The 16,539-nt window shown below is 73.6% G+C and carries 13 protein-coding genes and 1 pseudogene; 5 read left to right on the plus strand and 9 right to left on the minus strand.

Annotation, left to right across the window (positions count from 1 at the left end):
• Positions 1-112: 112 nt before the first annotated feature.
• From ABZY57_RS06740 to ABZY57_RS06750, 3 genes are all read right to left on the minus strand, one after another.
• A complete protein-coding gene (locus ABZY57_RS06740) occupies positions 113-676 on the minus strand; it encodes a hypothetical protein (RefSeq protein WP_356508840.1) in 564 nt (187 codons plus the stop codon).
• Between the two features lie 192 nt (positions 677-868).
• On the minus strand, positions 869-2,146 hold the full coding sequence (locus ABZY57_RS06745; RefSeq protein WP_356508841.1) for a HAMP domain-containing sensor histidine kinase: 1,278 nt from the start codon (positions 2,144-2,146) through the stop codon (positions 869-871).
• Positions 2,143-2,853, minus strand: a complete 711-nt coding sequence (locus ABZY57_RS06750; protein ID WP_356508843.1) for a hypothetical protein — start codon at positions 2,851-2,853, stop codon at positions 2,143-2,145. The genes ABZY57_RS06745 and ABZY57_RS06750 overlap by 4 nt, the downstream gene beginning before the upstream one ends.
• 247 nt (positions 2,854-3,100) lie before the next feature.
• Between ABZY57_RS06750 and ABZY57_RS06755 the strand changes: the two genes are divergently transcribed.
• The gene (locus tag ABZY57_RS06755) at positions 3,101-3,565 is read left to right on the plus strand and encodes a gamma-glutamylcyclotransferase family protein (RefSeq protein WP_356508845.1); all 465 of its coding nucleotides are present in this window, start codon (positions 3,101-3,103) and stop codon (positions 3,563-3,565) included.
• Positions 3,566-3,614: 49 nt separating this feature from the next.
• On the opposite strand, the gene dnaG is transcribed toward ABZY57_RS06755, so the two are convergent.
• From dnaG to ABZY57_RS06775, 4 genes and pseudogenes are all read right to left on the minus strand, one after another.
• Positions 3,615-5,537, minus strand: a complete 1,923-nt coding sequence (dnaG, locus tag ABZY57_RS06760; RefSeq protein WP_356508847.1) for a DNA primase — start codon at positions 5,535-5,537, stop codon at positions 3,615-3,617.
• A gap of 34 nt (positions 5,538-5,571) precedes the next feature.
• Complete coding sequence (locus ABZY57_RS06765; protein ID WP_356508849.1) at positions 5,572-6,846, minus strand: FAD-dependent oxidoreductase; 1,275 nt, start codon at positions 6,844-6,846, stop codon at positions 5,572-5,574.
• A gap of 93 nt (positions 6,847-6,939) precedes the next feature.
• Positions 6,940-8,283 carry a deoxyguanosinetriphosphate triphosphohydrolase gene (locus ABZY57_RS06770; RefSeq protein WP_356508851.1) on the minus strand — a complete coding sequence of 448 codons (1,344 nt, stop codon included), beginning with the start codon at positions 8,281-8,283 and terminating at the stop codon, positions 6,940-6,942.
• Between the two features lie 76 nt (positions 8,284-8,359).
• Positions 8,360-9,195 (minus strand): annotated as a pseudogene (locus ABZY57_RS06775) (sirohydrochlorin chelatase).
• Between the two features lie 653 nt (positions 9,196-9,848).
• On the opposite strand from ABZY57_RS06775, the gene ABZY57_RS06780 reads away from it, so the two are divergent.
• The 3 genes from ABZY57_RS06780 (at position 9,849) to ABZY57_RS06790 (ending at position 13,660) form a co-directional block, all read left to right on the plus strand.
• On the plus strand, positions 9,849-10,463 hold the full coding sequence (locus ABZY57_RS06780) for an ElyC/SanA/YdcF family protein (protein ID WP_356508977.1): 615 nt from the start codon (positions 9,849-9,851) through the stop codon (positions 10,461-10,463).
• Between the two features lie 107 nt (positions 10,464-10,570).
• A complete protein-coding gene (locus tag ABZY57_RS06785) occupies positions 10,571-11,341 on the plus strand; it encodes a glucose 1-dehydrogenase (protein WP_356508853.1) in 771 nt (256 codons plus the stop codon).
• Positions 11,342-11,506: 165 nt separating this feature from the next.
• Positions 11,507-13,660: a molybdopterin oxidoreductase family protein gene (locus ABZY57_RS06790; protein WP_356508855.1), complete on the plus strand. Its 2,154-nt coding sequence runs from the start codon at positions 11,507-11,509 to the stop codon at positions 13,658-13,660.
• Here ABZY57_RS06790 and ABZY57_RS06795 read toward each other — a convergent pair.
• Both ABZY57_RS06795 and ABZY57_RS06800 read right to left on the minus strand, forming a co-directional pair.
• Positions 13,657-14,652 (minus strand): nucleotidyl transferase AbiEii/AbiGii toxin family protein, encoded by a 996-nt coding sequence (locus tag ABZY57_RS06795; protein WP_356508857.1) that lies wholly within the window; start codon positions 14,650-14,652, stop codon positions 13,657-13,659. The genes ABZY57_RS06790 and ABZY57_RS06795 overlap by 4 nt on opposite strands.
• Positions 14,649-15,230: a hypothetical protein gene (locus tag ABZY57_RS06800; protein ID WP_356508859.1), complete on the minus strand. Its 582-nt coding sequence runs from the start codon at positions 15,228-15,230 to the stop codon at positions 14,649-14,651. The genes ABZY57_RS06795 and ABZY57_RS06800 overlap by 4 nt, the downstream gene beginning before the upstream one ends.
• A 175-nt stretch (positions 15,231-15,405) precedes the next feature.
• On the opposite strand from ABZY57_RS06800, the gene ABZY57_RS06805 reads away from it, so the two are divergent.
• Positions 15,406-16,512 (plus strand): RNA polymerase sigma factor, encoded by a 1,107-nt coding sequence (locus tag ABZY57_RS06805; RefSeq protein ID WP_356508862.1) that lies wholly within the window; start codon positions 15,406-15,408, stop codon positions 16,510-16,512.
• The last annotated feature ends 27 nt before the right edge of the window (positions 16,513-16,539 follow it).

Genomic DNA, 16,539 nt, shown 5'->3' on the forward strand with positions numbered 1-16,539 from the left:
GCGACCGTGGTGACTGGCCGCCGCCCGGCCCCGCGACCGGGGGGGACCTCGCGGGGCGGGCGACGGGGGACGGTACCGGTCGGACCGCGGCCGGAGCCGCGGTGGGCGTCCGTCAGTTCCGCGTGCCGCTCGCCCGGCGACGCAGGAACCAGGTACCGCCGACGGCGGTGGCGGCCAGCACTGCCGCTCCCGCCGCGATCTTGGCGGGGTCGGTGGTGGTGGTCGTGCCACCGCCCACCCCGGTGCGCACGTGGCCCTGGGGGGCCCGCTCGTGCTCGGTGACGATCAGGTCGCCGGTGGCGAACTTGCCGTTCGCGCAGGTGGCGCCGATCGAGTGGGTGCCGGGGTGGGTTCCGTGGGCGACCTGGAACTGCCCCACGACCACCTCCTTGTGGGTGCCCGGGACCAGCTTGAAGCGGCCGCCCCCGACGGTGGTGGCGTCGCCCTCGGCGTGGCTGCCGGGACCGCAGGCCTTCGTGTTGACCGTGACGGTGGTGCCGGGGGCGGCGGACTTGGGCCAGACCTCCAGCGGGGCGAAGTCGCCGGCGGCGAAGCCCGTCATGCCGAAGCCCGTGATGCCCAGGTCCGCGGCGGCGACCGCGCCGGCCACCGGGCCGGTGAACGCGGCGGCGGTCAGCGCGGTGGCGGTGAGCACGTGGGCGGTGCGTCGGCGCATGGGGGTCTCCCTGTGGACACGGGGTCGTGTTTCCGAGGTAACCCGGGAGCGGGGGCGGCCGCCTGCTGATGCGGTGTCAGATCGGTGGCGGCGGGTGGGGCGGCGAGGGCGTTGTCGCAGGTGGGACGCGGTGCGGGGGTATTCGTGGGGCCCCACCCCGTCCGGGTGACGGTGGCACCGGGGTGGTGCCGGTCAGGCCGGGGGGAGGGTGAGGGTGGCCGCGGCGCCGGTGGGGGCGGGGTTCGTGAGGGCGATCCGGGCGCCGATGACCTGGGCCTGCCCCAGGGCGATGGTCAGCCCCAGGCCGGTGCCCCGGCCGCGTTCGGTCGCGCCCGTCAGGAACCGCTGCGGCCCGTCCCGCAGCAGGGTCTCCGGGAAGCCCGGCCCGTGGTCCCGGACGGTGACCGTGTTCCCGGCGACCGTCACGGTGATCGGGTCACCGCCGTGCCTGCGGGCGTTGACCAGCAGGTTCGTCAGGATCCGCTCCAGCCGCCGGACGTCCGTGCGGACGCGGGCCGTGCCGTCGTCGGCGCCCAGGATCCGCGCCTCCACCCCCGCACGCCGGACGCCCGCTTCCACCAGCGGTCCCAGGAGGTGGACCTCCAATTGGGCCACCTCCCGGTCCCCGTCCAGCCGGGCCACCTCCAGGAGGTCCTCCGTCAGGCTGCACAGGGCCGCGACCCGGTCGCGCACCAGCTCCGTGGGCCGTCCCGGGGGGAGCAGTTCGGCGGCGGTGTGCAGTCCGGTCAGCGGGGTCCGCAGCTCGTGCGCCACGTCCGCGGTGAACCGCTGCTCCGCCACCAGCCGCCGCTGCAGGCTCGCCGCCATCGTGTCGACCGCCGCGGACAGTTCGGCCACCTCGTTCCGCGTCCCGGGTACGCCCGACGGGCCTATCCGCGCGTCCAGTTCGCCCGTGCTGATCCGCCGGGCGGTCTCGGCCGCGGACCGCAGGTCCTTGCTCAGCCGGCTGGCCAGCGCCGCTCCGCCGATCGCCGCGAGCGTGACGACGACGACCCCGAAGGCCATCAACTTCTGGTCCAGTTCCGACAGTTCCGCCTGCTCCTCCGCCAGCGGCTGGCGTACGGAGAGCACTTGGCCGCTGCCGACCGGCCGGGCGGCCCACACCGCCGGGTGCGGGCCGTGCAGGTCGAGGTAGGTGGTGCGCTGCCCGGCGAGGGCGGCCTGGCGCAGCGGTTCCGGCAGGGTCGGGCAGTCGAGGCGCGCGTCGGCCTCCCCGACCTTGTCGAAGTCCAGCTGGCCCGTGAGTTCGTACACCTGCCGCACCCGAATGAGTTGCGCGAGGGCGCTCTTGCGCGCCGCGTCGGCCACCTGGTTCGCGCGGGCCTCGTGGATCAGGATGCCGATGGTGAGCGCGACGAGCGAGCAGCCGACGGCGAGCAGGACGGAGATCTTCCAGCGCAGGCCGAGGGAGTGCAGGAGGCGGCGGCAGCGGAGCAGGGAGCGCTTCACGGGCCCGCCTGCTTCGCGGGGGCGGGTGCTTCGGAGCCGGTCGGCCGGGGGGCCGGGCACTCGGCGGAGCCCCGGCCGGAGATGGCGTTGCCGAACTTGTGCTCGTCGCTGAGGACGATCATCCGCCGGCCGTCCCAGTGGTAGCGGATGTCGTGCTCGGATCCGTCCTCGTCGGTGGTGCGGACCAGCAGGTCGGTGCCGATGGTCTCGGCCCTGAGCCGCCGGCCGCTGGTGAACAGGATCGGAACGATCCTCCCGCCGACCGCCGTGTAGACGCTCAGCACCGAACGCCCGGTCTGGGCGTCGGCGGCGACGATCAGCTCGGGATTCCCGTCGCCCGTCAGGTCCGCGAACCGGGCCGGCCGGATGCCGGCCTTGCCCGGACCCTCGATCGTCTTCCCGTCGGCGAAACGCTTCATCGCCTTGTCAGCACGGACCACGGCCATCACGTCGACCTTCTCGATCCCCTGCGGCCCCACGGCCGGGGCGCCGTCGAGCGGCTTCGGCGGCGGGACCCGGCCGGCCACCGCCGTACCGCCGGAGCTCGGGGACTCGGTCCACGAGGGCCACAGCGGCTTCGGCTGGGGCTGGGCGGACACGGGCGGCACGACCTCGCCGTGCCCGAGCCCTCCGGGCGCGGCGCAGCCGCCGAGGCCCATGCAGAGCAGGGCGGTCGCGGCGAGGACGCGGCGGGTCGTTCGAGTCATGGAGAGCGGAACCGTCGGGTAGGGGGAGGTGGCCGGGGAGGTCGGGGGGGCGGGGAGGCAGACTGACGGTAGGCGGCGTCGGTCACGGGGACCGGACGGTCGTGTAACAGCGGTGCGTAGGTGGGCTCCCGCGGCCGAAGTCGGGACTTTCGGCCCGGGCCCGAGGTCGGCCCGAGGTCGGTCCGAGGTCGGCCCGAGGCCGGCGGGAGTCCGGTGAGCAGCTCGGTTCGAATCGAAGGAGGCACGCATGACATCGGCCGATCGGCCGGAAGGCCACGGCAGAGGAACGGTTCCGCAGGGGGAGGAGCTCCCGTTCTTCGTCTACGGGACCCTGCGCCCCGGCGAGGTCAACCACGACCTGTTCCTGCGCGGCCGCACGGCAGCCGAGGAGCCCGCCCGCCTCCCGGACGCGGCCCTGTACGAGGGCCCCGGCTACCCGTACGCCGTGGACCGCCCCGGCTCCGCCATAGCCGGAGAGCTGATCACCCCCGTCCCCGGGGCCTACGGGGAACTCCTCGTGGCGCTCGACCTCCTGGAGGAGTACGCGGGCCCCGGGCACCCCGCCAACATCTACGACCGCACCGCACGCGAGGCCCTGCGCCCCGACGGCACCCCGGTCCGCGCCTGGGTCTACCTGGCCGCCCCGCCCCTGGCCCACCACCTGGCCCGGGCCGGCACCCGGATCCCGGGCGGCGACTGGCTGCGCCGCTAGGCTGCCTCGTCCCGGGCGGCCCCGCCTCCCCCGACCCGTAGGAGACGGGTCAGAGGCCTTCCGCGCCGCGGTTGCGCAGGCGCCGGCCGTACTGCTGCAGCACCCACAGCTCCTCCTGGACCGCCGCCAGCTGCTCCGGTGCGTCCTGGTGGCCGAGGCGGGCCAGAGTGCCCTGGATCTCGTGGACCCGGCGGTCGACCGCGCGGAGGCGGACCTGGACCAGCTGGACCCCGGCGTAGACCTCGTCCACGGTCTTCGCGTGGATGGCCTCGACGACGAGCTCGGTGACCAGCGCGCGGACGGTGTCGTTCGGCGCGGCGTCCCGGACCCGGGTCAGATAGTCCTCGGTGCCGAGCGAAGCGCCGCCCGCGTCCATGATGGCCTGGCGCACGGCCGCGTAGGGCGGGGCGGTGAACTCGTCCATCCCGTACGCGTCGAAGGCGGGGGACACCAGGGCGGGGCGCTGGAGCGCCAGCTTGAGCAGTTCGCGCTCGGTGATGTGGGCGGGGCTGCGCAGGTTCAGCGCGGGTCCCGAGGGGGTCGCGGACGGCGCCGGGATGTCCTCGTACGCGTGGCCGGAGCGGGCGGACGGGCCGGCGTGGCCCCGGCGCTGCTGCTGGGGCTGGTTGCCGCGCTCCCGGGCCCAGCGGTCGAGCTGGGCGATCCGCTTGACCACGAACTGCTCGTCGCGCATGCCGAGCATGCCCGCCAGCTGGACCGCCGACTCGTGCTGGATCGCGACGTTCTTGATCTTCTTGATGATCGGGGCGGCTTCCTCCAGCGCGGCCGCCCGCCCCGCCGGGTTCTCCAGGTTGTGCCGGGCCACGATGTGCTTCAGCGCGAACTCGAACAGCGGGGTGCGGGCCTCGACCAGCCCCGATACGGCCGCGTCGCCCTTGGCCAGACGCAGGTCGCACGGGTCCATGCCGCCCGGGGCGATGGTGATGGAGGTTTCCGCGGCGAACTTCTGGTCGTCCTCGAAGGCCCGCAGCGCGGCCTTCTGCCCGGCCGCGTCCCCGTCGAAGGTGAAGATGACCTCGGCGGTCGCGTTGTCCATGAGCAGCCGGCGCAGGATCTTGATGTGGTCTCCGCCGAAGGCGGTGCCGCAGGTGGCGATCGCGGTGGTGACCCCGGCCAGGTGGCAGGCCATGACGTCGGTGTAGCCCTCGACCACGACGGCCCGGGAGGTCTTGGCGATCTCCTTCTTGGCCAGGTCGATGCCGTACAGCACCTGGGACTTCTTGTAGATCGCCGTCTCGGGGGTGTTCAGGTACTTGGGGCCGTTGTCGTCCTCGCGCAGCTTGCGCGCGCCGAAGCCGACGACCTCGCCGCTGATGTCGCGGATGGGCCACATCAGTCGGCCGCGGAAGCGGTCGATGGGCTTTCCGCTGCGGCTGTCCTGGGCCAGGCCCGAGGTGATCAGTTCCTTGTCGCTGAAGCCCTTGCCGCGCAGGAAGCGGGTCAGGTGGTCCCAGCCGGCCGGGCTGTAGCCGACGCTGAAGTGCTGGGCGGCGGCCTGGTCGAAGCCGCGCTCGGCCAGGAACTTGCGGCCGATCTCCGCTTCGGCGCTGCCGAGCTGGTCCATGTAGAACTCGGCCGCGGCCTTGTGCGCCTCGACCAGCCGGATCCGCTCGCCGCGTCCGCTGGTGCCGGCGGTGTAGCCGCCCTCTTCGTACCGCAGGGTGATGCCGGCCAGGCCGGCGAGCCGCTCCACCGCCTCCGAGAAGGAGAGGTGGTCGATCTTCATGACGAAGTCGAGGGTGTCCCCGCCCGCCTGGCAGCCGAAGCAGTGGTAGAAGCCCTTGCTGGGGCTGACCTGGAAGGACGGGGACTTCTCGTCGTGGAAGGGGCAGAGGCCCTTGAGGTTGCCGCCGCCCGCGTTGCGCAGCTGGAGGTACTCCGAGACCACGGCGTCGATCGGGACCGCGTCCCGTACCGCCTTCACGTCGTCGTCGTTGATCCGTCCTGCCACCGCGCCAGTCTACGGCCGGGCGCGGACAATCCCGTCAGGCCCCTTCCGCCGGAACCAGCACCGAAAGCGGAATCGATGGATCCGCCAGTTTCTCCCGGTCCACGGGCGCCTTCGACCTGATCAGGGCCTGGATGTCCTCCGTGACGTCCCACACGTTCACGTTCATCCCGGCCAGGACCCGGCCGTCCGAGAGCCAGAAGGCGATGAACTCCCGCTTGCCCGCGTCCCCGCGGATCAGCACCTGGTCGTAGCCGCCCACCGGGGCGTACCCCGAGTACTCCAGACCCACGTCGTACTGGTCGGAGAAGAAGTACGGCACCCGGTCGTACGAGACCTCCTGCCCCAGCATCGCCCGCGCGGCGGCCGGACCTCCGTTGAGCGCGTTCGCCCAGTGCTCCACCCGCAGCCGGGTCCCCAGCACCGGGTGGTGCGCGGCCGCCACGTCGCCGACCGCGAACACGTCCGGGTCCGAGGTGCGCAGCGAGGCGTCCACGGCGATCCCGCCCCCGTGCTCCCGGTCGACCAGGGCCAGGCCCGAGGTCTCGGCCAGCGCGGTCCGCGGGGCCGCCCCGATCGCCGCGAGGACCGCGTGCGCCGGGTGTTCCTCCCCGTCGTCCGTACGGGCCGCCAGCACCATGCCGTCGTGCCCGACGATCTCCGTCAGATGGGACCCGAAGTGGAAGCGCACCCCGTGCTCGGTGTGCAGGTCGGCGAAGAGCCGGCCGACCTCCGGACCGAGCACCGCGTGCAGCGGGGTCGGCGCCGGCTCGATCACGGTGACCTCGGCCCCGTACCCGCGGGCCGCCGCGGCGACCTCCAGACCGATCCAGCCGGCGCCCGCGATCAGCAGGTGTCCGTTGTCCCGGCCCAGGCCCGCCAGGGCTCCCCGCAGCCGCTCCGCGTGCGAGAGCCGGCGCAGGTGGTGCACCCCGACCAGCTCGGTGCCCGGGATGTCGAGCCGGCGCGGTTCGGCGCCGGTGGCGAGCAGCAGCTTGTCGTACGGCAGCGCCGTACCGTCGCCGAGGACCACCTTCTTGGCCTCCCGGTCGAGGTGGACCGCGGGCTGGCCGAGGTGCAGCTCGATGTCGGAGGCCGCGTACCAGGACGGCTCGTGCACGAAGACGCTCTCGCGCTCCTCCTTGCCCGCCAGGTACCCCTTGGAGAGCGGGGGCCGCTCGTAGGGGTGCTCGCGCTCGTCTCCGATCAGGATCACCCGCCCCGTGAACCCTTCGGACCTCAGCGTTTCGGCCGCCTTAGCCCCGGCGAGTCCTGCGCCGACGATGACGAACGTCCGGTGTGCGTCGACCACCTGATGCCTCCTCATAACCTCTGCGTCACATGCGGCCACATGCGAGCGTCCCGCACCGAGCCTGCCGCGTGAAGGGGGAATGGCCCGATCGGCTCACCCTTCGGCGCGTCGCGCGCGCTGGGTGAGGCGGGCGTGCAGGGAGCGCGCGGAGGCGTCCGTGAGGGCCGCGATCTGGTCCACGACCGCCCGCTTCCTGGCCCGGTCGTCCGGAGCCTCGTCGAAGATCGCGCGGAACTGCGGGTCCAGACCCTCGGGTGCGCGGGCGCTGACGGCCTCCGCGAGTTCGGCCAGGACGATGCGCTGATCGGCGCGGATCCGCTCCTGCTCGTCGCGCTGCATGACGTACAGGTCGGCCACCGCCTTCAGCACCGCGCACTCGTTGCGGGCCTCGCGCGGCACCACCAGCTCCGCCGCGTACCGGGTCAGCCGGCCGGTCCCGTACGCCTGCCGGGTGGCGCCCTCGGCGGCCAGGCAGAATCGGCCGATCAGCTGGCTGGTCGCGTCCTTCAGCCGGGCCTGGGCCACGGCCGAGCCGTCGTACCCGTGCGGCCACCACTCCTGTTCCATCAAGCGGTCCAGGGCCTCGCGGAGCTCCTCCGGCTCGGTGTCGGAGGGCACGTACCGGCCGATGGCCACCCGCCAGATCTCGGCGCGCTCGGGCTCGGCGAACAGCATGTTCGGGTCGAGGTGGCCGGCGTGCAGGCCGTCCTCGAAATCGTGGACGGAGTACGCCACGTCGTCCGACCAGTCCATGACCTGCGCCTCGAAGCACTTGCGGTCCGCGGGCGCGCCGCGGCGCAGCCACGCGAAGACCGGCAGGTCGTCCTCGTAGGCGCCGAACTTCACCGAGCCCGGGTCCGTGGGGTGGTCCCCGCGCGCCCAGGGGTACTTGGTGGCGGCGTCCAGGCAGGCCCGGGTGAGGTTGAGCCCGACGCTGACCAGCGTGCCGGTCTGCGGATCGGGGACGAACCGCTTGGGCTCCAGCCGGGTCAGCAGGCGCAGCGACTGCGCGTTGCCCTCGAAGCCGCCGCAGTCCTTGGCGAACTCGTTGAGCGCTTCCTCGCCGTTGTGGCCGAAGGGAGGGTGCCCCATGTCGTGCGACAGGCAGGCGGCTTCGACCAGATCGGGATCGCAGCCGAGCGCGGCACCGAGCTCGCGGCCGACCTGGGCGCATTCGAGGGAGTGCGTCAGCCGCGTACGAGGACTCGCGTCCCAGTCGTACGAACGGGTCCCCGGGGTCACCACCTGGGTCTTCCCGGCGAGTCGGCGCAGGGCGGCGGAGTGCAGTACGCGGGCGCGGTCGCGCTGGAAGGCGGTCCGCCCGGGCCGTTTGTCGGGCTCGGTGGCCCAGCGCTCGGTATCGGCGGGATCGTACGGCTCACCGGGCAGGTCGAGGCCGGGTCGGACAGGTGCGGTGGTGCCTTCCATGCCTTCCATGGTCAAACGGTAACCGCACGGGCCGACAAGACGAGTCAAGAGGAGCAATCGGTGCGAGGGGGAACCAACCGGGCCGCTACGCGGTGGCCAGTTCGAGCGGCTGCTCCCGCGCCACGGGCGCCGCGAGCGCGGCGGCGGCGTCGTCGTAGCGCTGCAGCACCAGCCGGGCCAGCGCCGGATGGGCGCCCAGCGGGGCGGCGGCCGGACCCGGCGCGGCGGCGGCGGTCGCGGTGGCGAAACGGCCCGGGGCGGTGAAGTAGGAGGCGACCGCGACCCGGTGGAGGCCGCGCGCGGCCAGGGCTCGTACGGCGCCGGGCACTCCGGGCGCGGCGCCCGAGGCGTAGGCGGCCACCACGGGCACCCCGCCGAGCCGTTCCGAGAGCAGGTCGGCGCTGGCCCGCACGTCGGTGGCGGAGTCGGGGTCGCGGGACCCGGCGGCGGCCAGCACCACCGCCGACCCGGCGCTCCAGCCGGCCTCCACGAGCCGCTCGTACAGGGCCTCGACGAGCAGCGGATGCGGGCCGAGCGGGGCGGCGACGCGGGTCCGCAGGTGCCCGGCGCGGGCGGCGGCGGCCGGCAGGTCCCGCTTGACGTGGGTCCCGCGGCCGAGCAGCAGCGGCACCAGGACGGCGGCTCCGGAGGCCCCGTCGAGGGTGTCGTCCAGCAGCGGGTGGTTCAGCTCGATGTGACCGAGCCGGACGTCGAGGCGGGGGCGGAGCTCGCGGACCCGTTCGAGCAGGGCTTCGACGGTGTGGAGGGCGCGCGGATCGCGGCTGCCGTGGGCCACGGCGACGAGGGCGGGCTGCTGCATGGGAGGACTCCTGCGTGGTGTCGGGGGCGCAGACCGCTGAGCTGCGTACCGAGCTGGGCGGTGATCCGGGTCAGCAGCTCCGCCGTGGTCGCGGGCGGCAGGGGCGGGGGAGGCGGGGGAGGCGGGAGAGGCGGGAGAGGCGGGAGAGGCGGAAGAGGGGGCAGGGACTCGGGAGGGTGCGCCGGCTCCGTCATGAACCGATCCTGCGCGCGGCAGGTTGCCGGTGCGTTGCGCGGGCGTGACGGGTGTTTTCCACCTGCTCACAAGGGGGTGGACGCAGGGGGTGGGTCGGGCCGTGCTTCCCTGTGCCGTGAACCGGCCCCCGCACGGCGGCCGGCGGGGGAGGGGCGGGGGATACGGGGGCACCTGGGCGGGTTCACCTGCCGGCCCTGTACGGACACCCGCACCCGGTGGTGGGCGCGGTGGCGTGGGTCTCCTTCCTTCCTGCCTGCTGCCTGCTGCCGGCGCCGGGGAGGGGAGCGGCGTACGCCGTGGTGCGACGCCCGCCCTGAGCCTCGGCGGGAAACCGCGGGGACCGTACACGCGTCCGTAGACGACGGGACCGGCACCAACAGGACCACCGGACCACAGGACCACCAGCAGGACCGACAAGGGGATCGCATTGAGGCGCGCAGGGGTACGAGGCCTACGAGGCCTACGAGGTCTGCAGGGGGCGGCGTGGGGGCGGCTGAAGGCGGTACGGGTCGGGGTGCCCCGGACCGTACGGGCCCGGCGGCGGGCCGTGCAGCTGGTGATGGCGGGCTGCGTGCTGACCCTGCTGCCCTCGGCGTGGACGCACGCGTCCGCCGGGCCCCGGCTGCGGACCACCGCCGACGCGCCGGCCGCCGAGGTGGCCGTGGTCTTCGGCGCCGGGCTGTGGAACGGCCGGCCCACCCCGTACCTCGCGCGCCGCCTCGACGCCGCGGTCGAGCTCTACCGCGCGGGGAAGGTCAAGGTCGTCCTGGTCACCGGCGACAACAGCCGTACCGATTACGACGAGCCCGACGCGATGCGCGCGTACCTGACGGGCCACGGCGTGCCCGACGCCCGTGTCGTCAGCGACTACGCGGGCTTCGACTCGTGGGACTCCTGCGTGCGGGCCCGGGAGGTCTTCGGCGTGCACCGGGCCGTACTGATCAGCCAGGGCTTCCACATCCGCCGGGCCGTCGCGCTGTGCCGGGCCGCGGGCGTGGACTCCTACGGGGTCGGGGTGTCCGACGTGCACGACGCGACCTGGTACTACGGCGGGGCCCGCGAGGTCTTCGCGGCGGGCAAGGCGGCACTGGACGCGGTCTTCGAGCCGGAGCCGCGGTTCCTGGGGCCGAAGGAGGAGGGGGTGTCGCGGGCGCTGGCCTCTCTGGCAGACTGACGTCGCAATCGGCCTATGCCGATTAGTCATATAGCTCTTAGGGCTATCCGGCCCGCAGAGCGCCCGGCTGTCCGTCTGTCCTTCGTGTGCGTCAGGGGTGTGGAACCGTGGCTGTAGTGGATCTCAGCGGCAAGGTCGTCGTCATCACCGGTGGGGCCCGCGGCCTCGGCGCGGCCGCCGCCCAGGCCGTCGTCGACGGCGGCGGCAAGGTGCTGATCACCGACGTCCTGGAGGCCGAGTGCGCCGAGACGGCGGCCAAGCTCGGCGACGCGGCGCGCTTCCTGCGCCACGACGTGACCAGCGAATCCGACTGGGACGCGGCCCTCGCCTTCGCCCGCGCCGAGTTCGGTCGCATCGACGGGCTGGTCAACAACGCCGGCATCGCCTCCGGCCAGTTCCTGGAGCACGAGAGCGTCGAGCACTTCCGCAAGGTCGTCGAGATCAACCTCGTCGGCGTCTTCATCGGCATCAAGGCCGCGATACCGCTGATGCGCGAGAACGGCGGCGGCTCCATCGTCAACATCTCCTCCGCCGCCGGCCTCACCGGCCTCGCCCTGACAGCCGGCTACGGAGCCTCCAAGTGGGGCGTGCGCGGACTGTCGAAGATCGGCGCGGTCGAGCTCGCGGAATCCCGGATCCGCGTCAACTCCGTCCACCCCGGCATGACGCTCACCCCGATGACCGCGCCGGTCGGCATCCGGGCGGGCGAGGGCAACTACCCCGGCACCCCCCTCGGCCGCGTCGGCCTCCCCGAGGAGATCGCCGCCGCCGTCGCCTTCCTCCTCTCGGACGCCGCGGGCTACATGACCGGCGCCGAGCTCGCGGTCGACGGCGGCTGGACGGCCGGCCTCACGGTGAAGTACCTGACGGGCCAGTGAACCGGATCCGCGTCGCCGACGGCCGGATCGTGTACGCGGGGATCCCCGACCGGCCTCCGATGCGCAGGGCCTCACCGGAGCCGCCGGGGCGTGCTGAGGTGGAGCACGCGGACTTGTAACGGGAGGCGGCGGCCCGCGTAACACCGCCGACGCACGCTGGGCTGCATGCACACCTCGGACTCCGCCACCGCCACCCACTGCCCGTACTGCGCGCTGCAGTGCGGGATGAACCTCCGCCCCGGACCGGGCGGAGCGGGCGGAGTGGTGGTGGAGGAGCGGGCCGACTTTCCCGTGAACCGGGGCGCGCTGTGCGGCAAGGGCCGTACCGCCCCCGCCGTGCTCTCCTCCCGGGTGCGCCTCACCGAGCCGCTCGTCCGCACCCACGCCGGGCGGCTGGAGCCGGCCACCTGGGAGGAGGCCCTCGACGCCGTCGCCGAGGGACTCGCCCGCACGCGGCGGTCGTACGGGGCCGACGCGGTCGGGGTGTTCGGCGGGGGCGGGCTGACCAACGAGAAGGCGTACGCCCTCGGGAAGTTCGCCCGCATCGCCCTGCGGACCTCGCAGATCGACTACAACGGCCGGTTCTGCATGTCCTCGGCCGCCGCCGCGCACCAGCGGGCCTTCGGGCTCGACCGGGGGCTGCCCTTCCCGCTGGAGGACATCCCCCGGACCGGCTGCGTCATCCTCGTCGGTTCCAACCCCGCCGACACCATGCCGCCCGCCCTGCGCTTCTTCCGGGAACTCCGCGAGAACGGCGGCACGCTGATCGTCGTGGACCCGCGCCGTACGCGCACCGCCGAACAGGCCGACCTGCACCTGGCCCCGCGCCCCGGCACGGACCTGGCGCTGGCGCTCGGCCTGCTGCACCTGGTGGTGGCGGGCGGACACACGGACGAGGAGTTCATCGCCGCGCGCACCAGCGGCTGGGAGGAGGCCCGCGCGGCCGCCATGGCGCACTGGCCGGAGCTCGTGGAGCGCATCACCGGCGTGCCCGTCCCCAAACTCCGCGAGGCGGTCTCCCTGTTCTGCGCCCCCGAATCCGCGATGGTGCTCACCGCACGCGGCCCCGAGCAGCAGTCCAAGGGCACCGACACCGTCGGGGCCTGGATCAACCTCTGCCTCGCCACCGGCCGGGCCGGCCGCCCGCTCTCCGGCTACGGCTGCCTCACCGGGCAGGGCAACGGCCAGGGCGGCCGCGAACACGGTCAGAAGGCCGACCAGCTCCCCGGATACCGCAAGCTGGTCGACCCGGCGGCGCGGGCCCACGTCGCCGGGGTCTGGGGCGTCGACCCCGACAGCCTCCCCGGCCCCGGCCGCAGCGCGTACGAACTCCTCGACGCGCTCGGCTCGGAGGTCAAGGCCCTCCTCCTGATGGGCTCCAACCCGGTGGTCTCGGCTCCTCGCGCCGCCCACATCGAGGAACGCATCCGCTCCCTGGACTTCCTGGCCGTCGCCGACGTGGTCCTGTCCGAGACGGCGGCCCTGGCCGACGTGGTCCTCCCCGTCACCCAGTGGGCGGAGGAGACCGGCACCACCACCAACCTGGAGGGCCGCGTCCTGCTCCGCCGCCGGGCCCTGACCCCGCCGCCGGGGGTCCGCTCCGACCTGGAGGTCCTGCACGGCCTGGCCACCCGCCTCGGCATGCCGAAGGCCTTCCCGACCGACCCCGAGGAGGTCTTCGAGGAGCTCCGGCGCGCCTCGGCGGGGGGACCGGCGGACTACTCGGGCATCACGTACGCCCGCATCGAAGCGGAACAGGGCGTCTTCTGGCCCTGCCCCGCTCCCTCACGGGCGGGGGAGCCCGCATCGGGGGAGGCCCACCCGGAGGCGGCGGCGGAGCCCGGTCCGGTGCCGGAGCCCCACCCCGGCACCCCCCGGCTCTTCCTGGACCGCTTCGCCACCGAGGACGGCCGGGCCCGCTTCGTGCCCGTCACCCACCGCGAGGCCGCCGAGGTCCCCGACGCCGAGTACCCGCTCCTCCTCACCACCGGCCGGGTCGTCGCCCAGTACCAGTCGGGCGCGCAGACCCGCCGGGTGGACGAGCTCAACGCAGCCGCCCCCGGCCCCTTCGTGGAACTCCACCCCCGCCTCGCGGCCCGGATCGGCGCGGTCGACGGAGAACCCCTCGCGGTCACCTCCCGCCGCGGCCGCGCGGTCGCCCCGGCCCGCATCACGGACACCATCCGCGCGGACACCGTCTTCATGCCCTTCCACTGGCCCGGCGAGGGCCGCGCCAACACCCTGACCAACCCGGCGCTGGACCCGGTGTCCCGGATGCCGGAGTTCAAGGTCTGCGCGGTCCGGGTGGAACCGGCCTAGGCCTGCCCTTCCGGGGCCCCGGCGAAGGTGGGCTCCAGGGCCTTCAGCAGGCGGTCCGCGTAGGACTCGGCGGAGCCGGGGATCCCCGGGTACTCCTTGTGGAACGTGGCCCAGTCCGTCTGGGCGAACCCCTCGAAGACCTCTGCGACGGGCGGCTGTTGCCCGCCGCCGACCTCGAATTCGCCGGAGAGCCGGAACACCTCCGCCAGCAGCGGGTACGGCAGCGCGCAGCTCTCCGCCAGCAGGACCGCGTCGTAGAGGTCCTTGCCCTGCGGGTACATGTCCCCGGCCAGCCACACCAGCTTCCAGGCGAGGGACAGCTCCGGGGTGGCACCCAAGAGCGGCACCCCCGCCAAGACCACGGGCTCGGGCGCGACCGGCAGGGGCTCGTTGAAGACGAAGTCGAGCTGGACCTGACCGCCCTGCATCCCCGGAGCGGACCAGGGGAGGACCAGCCTGCGCCCCGGAACGCGTTCGTACGTCCAGATGTACTCGGAGACCGCGTCCGACGCCGGCATCACCAGGCCGCTGTACGGGGCCAGCCGCTCCGCCCCGGCCGTGATCGCGTCCAGCATGCGCCTGGTGCGGTCCTCCTCGATCATCCAGTCCGCGGGGACCACGACGAAGTCCAGGTCGTGCGGCTCCCGTGCGATCTCCCCGAACCACTGGGACATCAGCACACTGCCGCGCAGCACCAGCGAATCGGCGTCGCCCGAGGCCCCGACCGCGCGCAACGCCACGTCCATCGCCGCTCGTCGGGCCGACAGCCAGGCCCTTCGTGCCGCAGGCTCCGAGAACTGCGGGTCCAGGGGCCGGTACGCCTCGGAGAAGTGCTTGAGGGCGGGGTCGAAGGCCACTGCGGCCGAGTCGCCCCTGTCGCCCGTCCTCAGGGTCCGGGGCGGCTCGGCCATCCGTCGCAACCGCTCCGCCGCCGGCTCCGCGGGATCGTCCGGACCGCCCGGAATCGACGGCTTCCACTCTTGGCCGCTCATCGCGCGTCCCCCTCCCCGATCCACCCGTCGTCCACCGACAGGTCGCTGTCGTACAGAACGAACTCCCGCTCCTGGGAGCGGATTTCGTACCCGGCGTCCATCAGGGCCGCGACCAGCCCATCGCACGCCGCGGCCGCCTCCTGCGCCGTCCCCCGCGACCGCTGGGTCACGAAGCGTTCCTGCCGCCCGCCGGGCAGGACCCGGCGGGCGTTCCACGACACGTGCGCCGTGTGCGGGACCACCAGGGACTCCAGGGCGGCCCGGTCGTGGTCGGCGGGCAGCCGCAGCTTCACGTGGTGCTCGAAGTAGCCGCCGCCCGGTCCCGGAGGCTCCGTGGTCCACGGGACCGTCTCCACCTTGACCCGGACGGGATCGAAGCCGGCCGCGCGCAGCCGGGGCACGAGCACCTCGTGCCCGTCGCGGTCGGGCAGCGTCAGCATCGGCTGCGAGGCCATCCGGCCCCGGGCCAGCACGATGTGCGTCACCTTCAACTCCCGCTCCACCGACCACGATTCGAGCCGCGCCAGCTCCTCCGGATCCGGGCAGCGCACGGTGACGTGGGTCTCGTACACAGACATGACCACGATCCTCTCGGACATGCGTCCGATCCGCATCGGGATTCTGGTCCGGGGGTAACCATGGGTCACGCACCGGACCCAGAAAGTGGTCGCACGCCCCTCGTGGCAGCGATGTGTCGTACCCCACACTGAGGTGCGGTGCACCCGTCCTCGGAGCCCTGTGGAGGTCGCCCCCGTGCAGACCCAGAGCTTGACCGTCACCGTCAGCCCGCCCGCCGAAGTGCCCGCGGCCGAAGAGCCCGAGCCCGAGGCCGAGGTCGACGCCATGCACGAGGAGGAGGCCGAAGAGCCCGAGGAGTTCGAGGGCCCGGAGCTGCTGGAGAAGGTGCCCACGCCGCGCAAGCGCCCGGCGGAAGGCTCCGGCGGAGCGGGGCCGTCCGCCGACCTCTTCCGGCAGTACCTGCGCGAGATAGGCAGGATCCCGCTGCTCACCGCCGTCGAGGAGGTCGAGCTCGCGCGGCGCGTGGAAGCGGGACTGTTCGCGGAGGAGAAGCTCGGCAGCGGAGCCCCGCTCGACCTGCAGCTCACCCTCGACCTCGACAAGCTGGTCGTCATGGGCCGCATGGCCAAACGCCGCCTCATCGAGTCGAACCTGCGGCTCGTCGTCTCCGTGGCCAAGCGCTACGTCGGCCGCGGACTGACCATGCTCGACCTGGTCCAGGAGGGGAACCTCGGACTGATCCGCGCCGTCGAGAAGTTCGACTACGCCCGCGGCTACAAGTTCTCCACCTACGCCACCTGGTGGATCCGCCAGGCCATGTCGCGGGCGCTGGCCGACCAGGCCCGCACCATCCGGGTCCCCGTCCACGTCGTGGAGCTGATCAACCGCGTCGTGCGCGTCCAGCGCCGCATGCTCCAGGAGCGGGGGTACGAACCCACCGCCGAAGAGGTCGCCGTCCACCTGGAGCTGACCCCCGAGCGGGTCCTGGAGGTGCTGCGCCTCGCGCAGGAACCGGTCTCGCTGCACGCACCCGTGGGCGAGGAGGACGACGTCGCGCTCGGCGACCTCATCGAGGACGGGGACGCCGCCTCCCCGGTCGAATCGGCCGCGTTCTTCCTGCTCCGCGAGCACCTCGAAGCGGTGCTCTCGACCCTCGGGGAGCGGGAGCGCAAGGTCGTCCAGCTCCGCTACGGACTCGCCGACGGGCGGCCGCGCACCCTGGAGGAGATCGGGCGGATCTTCGGGGTGACCCGTGAACGGATCCGGCAGATCGAGTCCAAGACCCTCAACAAGCTGCGCGACCACGCCTTCGCGGACCAGCTGCGCGGCTATCTGGACTGACGCACCCGCGGACCGACGGGAAAGGGG

Source organism: Streptomyces sp. NPDC006450 (genome assembly GCF_040612195.1).
Taxonomy (GTDB): domain Bacteria; phylum Actinomycetota; class Actinomycetes; order Streptomycetales; family Streptomycetaceae; genus Streptomyces.

Bases quoted from the DNA above. Each gene is read 5' to 3' on its own strand.
- ABZY57_RS06795 (WP_356508857.1), bottom strand. From the start codon at position 14,652: ATGAGCGGCCAAGAGTGGAAGCCGTCGATTCCGGGCGGTCCGGACGAT.
- ABZY57_RS06755 (WP_356508845.1), top strand. From the start codon at position 3,101: ATGACATCGGCCGATCGGCCGGAAGGCCACGGCAGAGGAACGGTTCCG.
- ABZY57_RS06770 (WP_356508851.1), bottom strand. From the start codon at position 8,283: ATGGAAGGCATGGAAGGCACCACCGCACCTGTCCGACCCGGCCTCGAC.
- ABZY57_RS06790 (WP_356508855.1), top strand. From the start codon at position 11,507: ATGCACACCTCGGACTCCGCCACCGCCACCCACTGCCCGTACTGCGCG.
- ABZY57_RS06740 (WP_356508840.1), bottom strand. From the start codon at position 676: ATGCGCCGACGCACCGCCCACGTGCTCACCGCCACCGCGCTGACCGCC.
- ABZY57_RS06750 (WP_356508843.1), bottom strand. From the start codon at position 2,853: ATGACTCGAACGACCCGCCGCGTCCTCGCCGCGACCGCCCTGCTCTGC.
- ABZY57_RS06800 (WP_356508859.1), bottom strand. From the start codon at position 15,230: ATGTCTGTGTACGAGACCCACGTCACCGTGCGCTGCCCGGATCCGGAG.
- ABZY57_RS06780 (WP_356508977.1), top strand. From the start codon at position 9,849: ATGGCGGGCTGCGTGCTGACCCTGCTGCCCTCGGCGTGGACGCACGCG.